7 protein-coding genes are annotated in these 12,585 nt (G+C 72.5%); 4 read left to right on the forward strand and 3 right to left on the reverse strand.

Annotated elements, in window-relative coordinates; translation table 11 throughout:
- Nucleotides 1-91 precede the first annotated feature (91 nt).
- Nucleotides 92-3,592 carry a BTAD domain-containing putative transcriptional regulator gene (locus AV521_RS21185; RefSeq protein ID WP_179023258.1) on the forward strand — a complete coding sequence of 1,167 codons (3,501 nt, stop codon included), beginning with the start codon at nucleotides 92-94 and terminating at the stop codon, nucleotides 3,590-3,592.
- 41 nt (nucleotides 3,593-3,633) lie between these two features.
- On the opposite strand, the gene AV521_RS21190 is transcribed toward AV521_RS21185, so the two are convergent.
- Nucleotides 3,634-5,499, reverse strand: coding sequence for a sigma-70 family RNA polymerase sigma factor (locus AV521_RS21190; RefSeq protein ID WP_079249348.1), 1,866 nt, complete (start codon nucleotides 5,497-5,499; stop codon nucleotides 3,634-3,636).
- Nucleotides 5,500-5,783: 284 nt separating this feature from the next.
- Entirely contained in the window at nucleotides 5,784-6,554 is a 771-nt protein-coding gene (locus tag AV521_RS21195) for a TetR/AcrR family transcriptional regulator (RefSeq protein WP_076090025.1), read from the reverse strand.
- A gap of 378 nt (nucleotides 6,555-6,932) precedes the next feature.
- Between AV521_RS21195 and AV521_RS21200 the strand changes: the two genes are divergently transcribed.
- Nucleotides 6,933-8,312 (forward strand): NAD(P)/FAD-dependent oxidoreductase, encoded by a 1,380-nt coding sequence (locus AV521_RS21200; protein ID WP_076090026.1) that lies wholly within the window; start codon nucleotides 6,933-6,935, stop codon nucleotides 8,310-8,312.
- Nucleotides 8,313-8,443: 131 nt separating this feature from the next.
- Nucleotides 8,444-10,090 carry a SpoIIE family protein phosphatase gene (locus AV521_RS21205; protein ID WP_076090027.1) on the forward strand — a complete coding sequence of 549 codons (1,647 nt, stop codon included), beginning with the start codon at nucleotides 8,444-8,446 and terminating at the stop codon, nucleotides 10,088-10,090.
- Nucleotides 10,091-10,235: 145 nt separating this feature from the next.
- Here the strand turns inward: AV521_RS21205 and AV521_RS21210 are convergent, their stop codons facing one another.
- Nucleotides 10,236-11,510 (reverse strand): MFS transporter, encoded by a 1,275-nt coding sequence (locus tag AV521_RS21210; protein ID WP_179023274.1) that lies wholly within the window; start codon nucleotides 11,508-11,510, stop codon nucleotides 10,236-10,238.
- A gap of 122 nt (nucleotides 11,511-11,632) precedes the next feature.
- Between AV521_RS21210 and AV521_RS21215 the strand changes: the two genes are divergently transcribed.
- Entirely contained in the window at nucleotides 11,633-12,184 is a 552-nt protein-coding gene (locus AV521_RS21215) for a MarR family winged helix-turn-helix transcriptional regulator (protein WP_076090029.1), read from the forward strand.
- Nucleotides 12,185-12,585 lie beyond the last annotated feature (401 nt).

Consider the following 12,585-nt stretch of genomic DNA (forward strand, 5'->3'; position numbering starts at 1 on the left):
GCTCTCGCCCCGTTCCAACTCGGGGCACCGCGCCCGCACCGATCACGAAACCCCGTCGCCCCGCCCCGAAACCCCCCGCGACAATGACCAGGTGCGGTACAGAATCCTGGGAGTGACCCAAGCAGCGGACGACCGGGGCACCCCCATACCCATCGGCGGCCCGCGCCTGCGCACCCTCCTCACGGCCCTCGCCCTGCGCCCCTCCCGCACCGCCACTCCCGAAACCCTGATCGACGAGATCTGGGCCGACGACCCACCCCACGACGCCCCCGCCGCCCTCCAGGCCCTGATCGGCCGCCTCCGCCGCGCCCTCGGCCGCCACAGCATCACCTCCACCCCCGGCGGCTACCGTCTGGAGGCCACCGAGGACGACGTGGACCTGTACGTCTTCGAGGAGCTCGTCCGTACCGGCACCGAGGCTCTCAGCGCAGGCGACCCGGCCACCGCCCACCGCTCCCTCACCGAGGCCCTCACCCTCTGGCACGGCCCCGCGCTCGCCGACCTCCCCGACCGCACCGCCGCCACCCGCCCGGAAGCCCTGCGCCGGGAGGCGACCCGCGCCCGGGCCGCCGCCGCCCTCGACCTCGGCCGCGCCCCGGACGTCGTACCGGAGCTGAAGGAGCTGACCGCGGCCCACCCCTTGGACGAGCCTCTGCACGCCCTGCTCATCCGCGCTCTGCGTGACACGGGCCGCACCGCCGACGCCCTCGCCGCGTACGAGTCCGCCCGGCGCACCCTCGCCGACACCCTCGGCACCGACCCGGGCCCGGAACTCAAAGCCCTGCACACGTCGTTGCTCACACAACAGCCACAGCCACAGCCACAGCCACAGCCACAGCCACAGCCACAGCCACAGCCACAGCCCAAGTCGGACGCACAGCCACAGTCGGGTTCGCCGTCAGTTGCGGAGCCGGAGCCGCTGAGGCCGGCCGCCCCCGCCCAACCCCCCGAGCGCACCGGCAATCTCCGCCCCCGTCTGACGTCCTTCGTCGGGCGGGAACCAGAACTCGAAGCCATTCGTTCCGACTTGCACAGGGCCCGCCTGGTCACGCTCACCGGACCGGGCGGCTCCGGAAAGACCCGCCTCGCCGAGGAGGCCGCCGCAGGGCTCCCCCAGGCATGGCTGGTCGAGCTGGCCCCGCTCGACCATCCGGAGGCGGTGCCCGGCGCGGTGGTCAGCGCGCTCGGTCTGCGCGAGACCGTGCTGCTGACGAACGAGCTGGGGACCCCGCAGGCCGACCCCGTCGCCCTGCTGATCGAGTACTGCGCCCCGCGCAGCCAACTCCTGATCCTTGACAACTGCGAACATGTCATCGGCGCGGCCGCCGCCCTCGCCGAGACCCTCCTCACCCACTGCCCGGGGCTCACGATCCTCGCGACCAGCCGTGAACCCCTGGGCGTCCCCGGTGAGTCGGTGCGCCCGGTCGAGCCCCTCGTCCCGGAGCAGGCGCACCGACTGTTCGCCGAGCGCGCGAAGGCCGTCCGTCCCGACGGCGGCGTGGTGCTCGCCGACACCGGGGCGGTGGCGGAGATCTGCCGCCGGCTGGACGGGCTGCCGCTGGCCATCGAGCTGGCCGCCGCCCGGCTCAGGCTGCTGACCGCACGCCAGATCGCCGACCGGCTCGACGACCGCTTCCGCCTGCTCACCTCCGGGAGCCGCACAGTCCTGCCCCGCCAGCAGACCCTGCGTGCGGTCGTCGACTGGTCCTGGGACCTGCTGGACGAGCGGGAGCGCACGGTGCTGCGCGAGGTGTCGGTGTTCGCCGGCGGCTGGGACCTCGCGGCGGCCGAGGCCGTGTGCACCGGCCCGGCCGCCGACCTGATCGGCGCCCTGGTCGACAAGTCCCTCGTCGTCGCCGCCCCGGACGCCTCGGGCGGCAGCATGCGCTACCGCATGCTGGAGACCATCCACGAGTACGCCACCGAGCGCGCGGCCGAGGTCACCGGGCTGCGCCCCGCCGCCGAGCGACGGCACCGCGCGTGGGTGCGCGCGCTGGTCGAGGCGGCCGAGCCGCGCCTGCGGTCGGCGGACCAACTGCCCTGGATCTCCCGTCTGGAGACCGAACTGGACAACATCCGGGCGGCGCTGGACCGCTCCGTGCGCGCCGGCGACGAGCCGGAGGCGGGTGCGATCGTCCTGGCCATCGGCTGGTTCTGGTGGCTGCGCAACCACCGCCAGGAGGCGGTGTCCTGGGTCCGGCTGGTCCTGCGCCTGGGCGTGGCCCTGGACACCCTGGACACTCCGGCGACCCCGGCGACCCCGGCGACCCCGGCGACCCCGGCGACCCCGGCGACCCCGGCGACCCCGGCGACCTCGGACGTCGCGGATGTCCCGGGTGTCTCGGAGGGCCCGGCCCCGGGCGGCGGTCTGATGAAGCTGGTGGAGTCGGCCGACCCGGTGGGCGCCCTTCTCGCCGTACCCGACGGCGAGGCCGGGCATCCGCTGCGGGAGCTGCGGATGGACCTGCGGATGCTCGACCTGTTCCTGACCTCCGAGTCGGCCACCGAGCACCTCGCGGCCGACCCGCGGGCCCCGGAGTACCTCGCGCGCGTGCGGGCCGCCTTCGAGCACGGCGGTCCCCGGGCCGCCCGGCTCCCGGGCATCGTCTGGCCGCTGACCGCCTACTACCTGGGCGGCGCGGGGGACCTCGGCCCCGACATGGCCGCAGCCGTCGCCAACTGCCGGGCGTACGGCGGGGATTGGGAAGTCGGCGTCTCCCTGATGTACCGCACCCACACAATGGTCGACTCCCCGGGCAATCTGCGCGGCGTGGACGAGGATCTCGCCGAGCTGCGGACACTCAGCCGGCGCGTCGGGGACCGCTGGATGCGGGCCCAGGTGTGCAGCGCGGCCGGCGAGGCGGCCATGGCGCGCGGCAGGTTCGGCGAGGCACGCGGTGAGTACGAGGAAGCGCTGCGCCTCGCCTACGAGGTGGGTGCCTACGCCGAATCGCCCTTCCTGATGGCCCGGCTCGCCGAGATCGCCTACCGTTCCGGCGACCCGAGGACCGCGCTGGCCTCCCTGGACGAGGCGGGAGCGGCCGCCGACCGGTACGCCGTGCCGGAGTCGCGGGCCTTCGTGCTGCTGCTGCGCGCCCACATCGCCCTGCACGACGGGGAGCACGCGGCCGCCCGCGAGCTGTACGAGGCGACGTGCGCGGTGACGCACGGGGGCACCCCGCCGCCGCAGTTCGTGGCGGCCCTGCGCAGCGTCGAGGCGCTTCTCACCGCCGCCGAGTCGGGCCCCGCGCACGGGCTGCCGATCGTCGCCACGGCGCTGCGCGAGGCCGTGGCCCAGCGGTGCGCGGAGTCGATCACGGCGGGGCTGGCCGACATCGCGGCGGGTCTGCAGGCCCGGCGCGGCGATCTGGCCGGTGCGGTCCGGCTGTTCGCCGCCGCGGACCACTGGCGCGACGGCAATCTCCGTCCCGAGCCGGAGCGCAGCGAGGCCCTGCGGGTGCGGGCCGGCGCCCGGGTGGCCCTGTCGGCCGAGCGGTACGAGGCCGAGGTCGCCCGGGGCGCGTCCCTCGACGTGGCCGACGTGCTGCGCGAGCTGGACGCCAAGGCGACGACGACCGCCGAACGCGGCTAGCCACGCCGATCTGCCGGTCTATTGGCTACCTACCTACCTACCTACCGGCAGGTGAACCGGGACTCCGCCCAGTCCGCGAGCGCGGCCCGGTCGAGGAGGTCGGCGCGCGGCTGTACGACCAGTTGTACGGTCTTGCGCCCGGTCAGGTCCACATGAACGGGCACGGCAGGGTCGTTTCCCTTGACCGTCCCGGAGTGCCACAGCCGGACGCCGTCGGCGTAGACGGAGAAGGACACCTTGCCGAGGCCCAGCGTCATGTCGTCCACGCCGGCCAGTGCGTCGTAGGAGGTGCACTGCCGATTGAGGGCGATGGTCACGGAGGAGTCGCCGTGCACGGTCACCCCGCGCGCGTACTGCTTGTCGCCGATCGACATGCCGTAGCGCTGCCACACCCAGCTGCTCTGGCCGATTTGGATCTCGGGCCGGGTGCCGTCGCCGGTGATGTCGTAGCTGAGGTCGCTCACCTCGTAGACGGTGGTGGGCGGCGGCGGAGTGGGCGTCGGGGCCGGCTTCGGCGTGGGGGTCGGGGTGGGCGTCGGCCTGGGTGTGGGCGTCGGCCTGGGGGTGGGTTTCGGCGTCGGCTTCCGGGTGGGGGCCGGCTCCGGGGGGACCACCACCGGCTTCGGCGCGGGCTTCTTCTTCGTCGGGGTCGGCCGCGGCGCCGGGGGCTGTACGACGGGTGCGGACGGCGCCGGCTTGGCCGTCTCCTTCGCCGGCGGACGGCTGTCGTTCACCAGGGCCAGGGCCACCGCGGCGGCGGCCACCGCGACCACACCGGCCGCGATCCCCGCCTTCACGGGCGCCCCGAGCCCCTCCGCGGCCGCGGCCCCGCCCGCGCCGCCGGCGCTTCCGGGCGACCCGGTGGCCGCGGCGGCGGCACCCGCGGCTCCGACCCCGGCGCTGCCGGCGACGATCCCGAGCGCCTTGGCGTACCCGGCGGCCCCGAACCAGCCGATGACCGCGACCGGGACGACACCGGGGATACCGCCGGCGACCTCTTCGATCTGCGCGGCCGCCAGCCGGCACTTGACGCATTCCTCCAGGTGCTTGCGCAGGCCCCGCTCGGCGCGGATGCGCAGTTTGCGGCGGGCGTAGGTGCCGAGCTGGTCGGCGTAGCGGGCGCACTCCTCGTCACCGGAGAGGGAGGCGCTGACGTGGGCCTGGAGATAGGCCTGCTTCAGGCCCTCGCGCGCGCGGCTGGCGAGGACCCGGGTGCCGTTGGCGTCCAGCCCGAACAGCACGGCCACTTCGCTCGGGGACTCGTCCTCCACCTCGGTGTGCCACAACACGGCCTGCCAGCGCTCGGGCAGTGAGCGGAAGGCCCGCATGGCCATGGACTGCTCGGCCTCGTGCATCGCGCGCACATCGGCGCCGAGGTCCAACGTGTCGTCGTCGGCGACCTCCGAGCTCCGGGCGGCCTGCTGGGCGAAGGTGGCGAAGTCGTCGACGAGTTGCTCACGCCGGGAGGACCTGGTCCAGTGCGCGGCGACGCGCCGCACGGAGGTCAGCAGATAGGCGCGCACGGCGTGCTTGGGCCCGGATCCCCCGCGCACCGCCTGCAGCATCCGGGCGAAGACCTCGGCGGTGAGGTCGTCGGCGGTGTGCCCGTCCCGGCAGCAGCTGCGGGCGTAGCGCCGTACGGCGTCCGCGTGCCGCCGATACAGCTCCTCGTACGCGGAGTCGTCACCGGCGCGCATCCGTTCGATCAGCTCGCCGTCGTCGCGTGGCCGTTCCCGGGGCGGCGGCAGCACGCTGCCGTCACGCTGGGCCGGTACGCTCCGGCTGCTCCGCTCACCGGACGAAGCCGCACGACCGCCCTGATTCGGCACCTGGGGCGGGGGCAGCCCGGCGGCCGCATCCGCGCCCGCGTCGTCACCGCGTGACTCGTCCCACCCGTCAACGCCCATCGCGGAAAGCCCCCGGCCCCGGCCCAGCCCAACCCTTCACCGGCTCAGGGTGCCACATTGTCTTTTGTTCAAGGACCCCTCGTTCACGGCATCCACTCATCCGAGGGCTGTTGCCAGCACAGCCTTACGACCACTACTCGGACGAGTGAACTGCAACCTCCTCAGGGGCGCGGGACCGCATGTGATACGCGGCCCCGCCGAGAACTTGGGGGAGCGACCGGCCTCCACGCGCCCGCGGCCCGACGACTACACGGGCCACTCACCCCGAACCGGCTCCCAAGGCCCTACGCCGGCCGAGACCGAAGCCCCTCCAGCAAGATGTCCAGCAACCGCGCACTCGCGGCGGCCTGCTGCGCCGCATCCGGCAGAGAGGGTGCCGCCGTGGCGATCACCAGCAGCACATCCCCCACGGACACGTCCGCCCGCAGTTCCCCGGCCGCCCGAGCCCGCTCGACCAGCTGCCCGACCACATCGAGCAACTCCCCGGCCCCGCTGTCATCGGCAGCGCCGGCGGACTCCCCCGGCACCAGCCGAAGCTCACCACCGCCCGGCTGCACCCGCTGCTGAGGCACCCGAGCCTCGTCAGCGGACCTCACCGAAGCACCGGACCCGGCTGAACCGGTGGAACCGACCAGCACCTGCGGCGGCAGCAACCGCCCCGCCCCCGACGCCACCGATGTCCGCAGGAACCGCGACAGCGCCGACCACGGCTCGTCCTCCTGCCCGAGCGCGGCCCGCGCCTGCTCGGTCAGCCGCGCCGTCTCCTCCTCGGCTATCCGCCGCACCAGCACGTCCTTGCTGGGAAAGCGCCGGTACACCGTGCCGACCCCGACCCGGGCGCGCCGCGCCACGTCCTCCATCGGCGCGCCGTACCCCAGCTCGCCGAAGACCTCACGCGCCGCACGCAGCACGTGCTCCAGATTGCGCTGTGCGTCGACCCGCAGCGGTGTCGTACGCGACCCGTCCGCGCGTCCGTTGCCCACCGCCGGGCTCATCGCCCCGCCACCGGTCGCGATGGCGGCTGCGGATGACCAATGTGTGTCCTGAACATGCATGTCTTCCCCCGGTAATGACGTCTCCCCCCGGAGACTCTCCCCGCCACTGAATCGGGAGTGCGTGGAACTGGCATCGGTCTCGACCGGGTCCGCCCGTCGCGATACCCGTTCGACCACATCCCCTACACCCCGTCGACACACGAACATAGTTGAGAGGAAGTCAATTCAGAAGGGGCAGGTTCCGCACAGTGCGCCCCCCGATCGGAGTACGGGTCTCGTACGTCCCGTTTCTGCACCTTCGCGCCCCCTCGCCCGCCCCCGCTGACCTGCCCCCTTTCGTCCCACCCCGACAGCGCCGCCGTCCTCGCGCCCACCCGGCCGTCAGTCACACAAATTGCCGGGGCTGTGGACAAACAACTGCGCCGGGTGCGTCATGGGATGGTGAAGGAACGTGCGCGCATTCTGGTTGTCGGCGGCGGCTACGTCGGGATGTACACGGCCCTGCGTCTGCAGCGGAAGCTGAAGGGCGAGCTCAAGCGGGGTGAGATCGAGATCACGGTCGTCACCCCCGACCCCTACATGACGTACCAGCCGTTCCTCCCCGAAGCGGCGGCCGGTTCCATTTCCCCTCGGCATGTCGTCGTACCGCTGCGCCGCGTCCTGGACCAGTGCCATGTCGTCATCGGTGAGGTCACCGCCATCGACCACGCGGTGCGCACCGCCGCGGTCACCACGCTCGCCACCGCCGAGGAGGGCAGAGCGGCCGAACTTCTCGGCTACGACGAGCTGGTGCTCGCCCCCGGCTCGGTCTCCCGCACGCTGCCCATCCCGGGCCTGGCCGAGTACGGCATCGGCTTCAAGACCGTCGAAGAGGCCATCGGCCTGCGCAACCACGTCATCGAGCAGATGGACATCGCCTCCTCCACCCGTGACCCCGCGATCCGCGACGCCGCCCTCACCTTCGTCTTCGTGGGTGGCGGCTACGCGGGCGTGGAGGCGCTCGCCGAACTGGAGGACATGGCCCGCTACACCGCGCGCTACTACCACAACGTCCGCCCCGAGGACATGAAGTGGATCCTCGTGGAGGCGTCCGACCGCATCCTCCCCGAGGTCGGCGCGGAGATGGGCCGCTACACCGTGACCCAGCTGCGCCGCCGCAACATCCAGGTCCTCCTCGACACCCGCCTGAACTCCTGCGCCGGCCGCGTCGCCGTCCTCAGCGACGGCCAGCGCTTCCCGACCCGTACGGTCGTGTGGACCGCCGGCGTCAAACCGCACCCCCTGCTCGCCGCCACCGACCTGCCGCTCACCGGGCGCGGCCGGCTGAAGTGCACCGCCCAGCTGACCGTCGACGGCGCCGAGCACGCCTGGGGGGCCGGAGACGCGGCGGCCGTACCGGACGTCACCGCCGCCGAGCCCGGCACCGAGACCCCGCCCAACGCCCAGCACGCCGTCCGCCAGGCCCGCACCCTCGGCGACAACATCGCCCACGCGCTGCGCGGCGAACCCCTTCAGACATACGCCCACAAATACGTCGGTTCGGTCGCCTCCCTCGGCCTGCACAAGGGCGTCGCCCAGGTCTACGGGCGCAAGCTGAAGGGCTACCCTGCCTGGTTCATGCACCGCGTCTACCACCTCAGCAGGGTGCCCACCGTCAATCGCAAGGCCCGGGTCCTGGCGGAATGGACCCTCGCAGGGCTCTTCAAACGGGAGATCGTCTCGCTCGGTTCACTCGAACATCCGCGAGCGGAGTTCGAACTCGCGGCCGGTGGAAAGCCTCCTCACAGCCCCTCGGACGACCCGAAGGGGTCGTCCTGACCGGACCCAGGAACTCCCCGGCTCGCCCAGGCGTCTGACGGATGTCGCCGCGGCGCGCCCCTGCCAGACCGCCCCACCGTCCGCGGACGGGCCACCCACCCGCCCTCAGCACCCACGAGGCTTCTTCCCAAGTGAACTTCACGCGCTGGAGCGCCCGGCTCCCCGGAACGCAGCGCCGCGCCGCCGCGCGGACCGAGACCCCGGTCTCCCCGGACCGGCGAGGGGAAGGCTCCGTGCCCGCGGCCCGCGCCGGACAGCCGGCCGGCGACGCACCCCCGGTGCCCGCCGTCGACGAACTGCCCGCGCGCGACGTCCTCGACCGCGTCCCGGCCCTCGTCGCCCTGGTCCACGGCCCCGACCACCGCCTCGCCTACGTCAACGACGCCTATACGACGGCCTTCGGCGTACGCCCCCCGGGCGCCCCCGCCCGCGAGGCACTGCCCGAACTCGCCGAACTGGGCCTGCTCCCGCTCCTCGACCAGGTGCTGCGCAGCGGCAAGCCCCGCACTCTGAAGTCCCGCAAGGCCGTCGACGGCCGTTCCTACACCTTCACCTGCACGCCCGTCGCCGAGGACGGGGACCGCGACGCCGGCGTACTCGTCTTCGCCACCGACGTCACCGATCACGCCGAGGCCGCCGAACGGCTGCGTGCCAGCGAGCGCCGCCAGCGCGAGACCGCGGTCACCCTCCAGCGCTCCCTGCTCCCCCAGGAGCTGGAACAACCCGACGACCTGCGCATCGCCGCCACCTACCAGCCCGGCGGCACGGAAGCGGCGGTCGGCGGCGACTGGTACGACGTGATCACCCTGGGCGGCGGCCGTACGGCGCTGGTCATCGGCGATGTGATGGGCCGAGGGGTCCGCGCGGCGGCGGTGATGGGCCAACTGCGGACGGCCGTCCGGGCATACGCCCGCCTGGACCTGCCCCCGCACGAGGTACTCCAGTTGCTGGACGGCCTGGCCACCGAGATCGACGCCAACCAGATCGCCACCTGCGTCTACGCCGTCCATGATCCGAACGAGGGCCGGCTGGTGTACGCCTCCGCGGGGCATCTGCCCATCCTGGTCCGCGACGAGAACGGCACGGTCTCCCGCGCCGACGAACCCACCGGCCCGCCGCTCGGCACCGGCGGCTGGATCCACGCCTCCGGCTCCATCGCCCTCGGCCCCGGCGCCACAGCCGTGCTCTACACCGACGGCTTGGTCGAGCGCCGCGACGAGGACCTGGACGAGGGCATCGCGGCGCTCGAAGGCGCCCTCGCGGGCGCCACGGGCACTCCCCAGGTGATCTGCGACCGACTGGTCCGCTCGGCCGGCGTCACCGCCGACCACGACGACGACGTGGCCGTCCTCGTCCTCCAGCACCCATCCCGTACGGGCCCCGACGGCGACCTCTTCCGCAACGCGGCCCTGGAACTCCTCGGCGGCGTCGAAGCGGCCCCGCGCGCTCGCGCCTTCGCCTCCGGCGTGCTGACGAGCTGGCGCTTCCCGGCCGAGCTGCACGACCTCGGCGTCCTGGCCGCCAGCGAGCTGGTCGCCAACTCCCTCCAGCACGGCACCCCACCCATGCGTCTCCGGCTCCGCCGCACCGACCGCCGCCTGATCATCGAGGTCACCGACGGCGACGACCACCTCCCACGCCGCCGGCGCGCGGAACCGGGCGACGAGTCGGGCCGAGGCATCGCCATCGTGGCGACCATCGCCTCCAACTGGGGATCACGCAGAACACCGGGCGGGGGGAAGGCCGTGTGGTGCGAGTTCGTCTTGTCGAAGGGCTAGGCGCCCCTGGGGAACGGCAGTGCCGTCGGTTTGCGGGCACCGCCGTCGCTGCGGGCGGTCGTGCCGCTGGGTACCCCCACTGAGGGAGGCACCCCGCAAGCGCGGGCGAGCGGAACCCACCCCGGCCGACACCAGCACCGGCTGCCTACGCCTCCGCGGCCACCGGCTCCGCAGGCGCACCGCCGCGCGTGACCACCCGGCTCCCGCGCGCCAGCCACGGCCGATCCTGCACATCCGTGAGCTGCCGCCCCAACCGCAGCGCCAGCACCGTGATCCCCAGCGAGAACAGCAGGAAGGTCACGATGTACGGCGCGTGCAGAGAGGCCCCCAGCGGCCCACCCACCGCCGGCCCAACGGCCAACGCCAGCTGCTTGACCAGCGCAAACGCCGAGTTGTACTGCCCGGCCATCCCCTCCGGAGCCAGATCGGCGACCAGCGGCGCGACCGTCGGCGACAACATCGCCTCACCCAGCCCGAACAGCGCGTACGTCGAGACGAACGCAGCCGTCGCCATCTCCTGGCTGCCGTGGCCCAGCCCCGCGTACCCCGCGGCCAGCCAGGCGACAGCCCAGATCAGCCCGACCCCGGCGATCACACGGGACCGCCGGCGCCGCTCGACGAACTTGAGCACGGCGAACTGGGCCACCACGATCATCAGCGTGTTCGCAGCCAGGGCCGTCCCCAGCGCGGAGGTCGATATCCCGGCGGCCTCGACGCCGTAGGCGCTCAGCCCGGACTCGAACTGGCCGTAGCAGGCGAAGAACAGCACGAAGCCCAGCACACACAGCTGCACCATCGCCCGGTTGCCGAGCAGCTGCTTCCAGCTGCCCTTCGCCGACGCCGGCGCGTCCTCCAGCCGCGGCGAGTGCGGCATCCGCACCGTCGCCATCACCACGACCAGCAGCAGGAACATCGCCGCCTCGATCGCGAAGAGCAGCGTGAACGACGACACGCGCGTGATGTCGACGAGGTGACCGCCGATGAGACCACCTATACCGAGCCCCAGGTTCTGCAGGAAGAACTGCATCGCGAACGCCCGCGACCGCGTGTCGGCCGTCGAGCAGTCCACGATCATCGTCGCCAGCGCCGGCTGCATCACCGCCTGTCCGGCGCCCAGCGCCGCAGCGGACAGCAGTACGGCGGCGGCGCTGCTCGCGAGCCCCAGGCTCAGCGCGCCGAGCGCGGCCGTGACCAGGGCGGCGAGCAGGACCGGCAGCGGGCCGCGCCGCACGATCGCCCGGCCGGCGAACGGCAGAACGATCAGCGCGGCCACGGCGAAGACGGCGAGCACGAGTCCCGCCGTCATGGCTCCCAGCCCTCGCACCTGCGCCACATAGACGTACAGGTACGGGACGGTGAAGCCGAGCCCGAACGCGCTGAGTGCGTTACCCACGTGGATCCGGCGCATCGCTGCGCCCATCGCCCTGGTCACGTTCACCTCTCTCACTAGTTAGACCTGAAGACTTCAAAGCTAAAGTTCGAAGCTAAAGAGTACACAGTGAAGGACTTCAATGTAAAGGAGCTGCATGCCATACTGCGGCCATGGCCGACACCGCCCCCGACGTCACCGAGCCGACACTCGAAGAGCAGATCGCCGCCTACCAACGCGAGTTCCAGGACCTGGACCCCCAGGTGGAGAAGATCGTGTCGGCGCTGTCCCGGCTGAACCGCCGTATGAACGTCGCCTACGGCCGGCAGACCTCCGCCCTCGGCATCAGCAACGCCGAGTGGGAGGTGCTCAAGGCACTGGTCCTCTCCGGCGTCCCCTATCGCATGGGCCCCAGTGACCTCGCCAAGCGCCTCGGGCTCACGCCGGCCGCGATGACCCACCGGATCGACCGCATGGTCGCCGAGGGGCTCGTCACCCGGGAGCGCGACGAGTCCAACCGCGTCCGGGTCATCGTCGAGCTGACCCCCGAGGGCCGCGAGAAGTGGCTGGAGGCGATGCGCCTGGCGACCGTCTTCGAGGAGGACCTCCTCCAAGACCTCACCCCCGCGGAGCGCGCGGTGCTCGGCGAGGTCCTGACCAGGCTCCTGATCAGGGTGGAGCACGCCCAGCCGGACGCTGGCGGCCGGCTCAGCGACCTGGACTGAGGCTGCTGAGGCCACCGGGACCACTCGAAAAAGATCTTGACAGGGTGGGTTGACACGCCCTTGCCGGTTCCGTAAAGTTCTTCCGGTTGCCACGGGGCCGTAACGGTTCTGCGGCAGCATCTCCGCCGCTTCGAGCGGCACCCCTCACACCACAGCACGATCTCCCGTACGGGTCGATTTCGGCATGCCCGAATTCAATTCGAATGGAAACCCGGCGGCCCGATTGGGAATCGCCGAGCGGATCCGCTAAGGTTTGAGACGTCGGAACGGCCCAGCGGCCGGGAAGACAAACCCCCCTGACTGGGAGTCAGACGCCGAAAGGATCTGATAGAGTCGGAACCGCCGGAAAGGAAACCGCGAGAAAAACGCGGGAGCCTGGAAAGCACCGAGGAAATCGGATC

The organism is Streptomyces sp. IMTB 2501 (assembly GCF_001953885.1).
GTDB lineage: Bacteria > Actinomycetota > Actinomycetes > Streptomycetales > Streptomycetaceae > Streptomyces.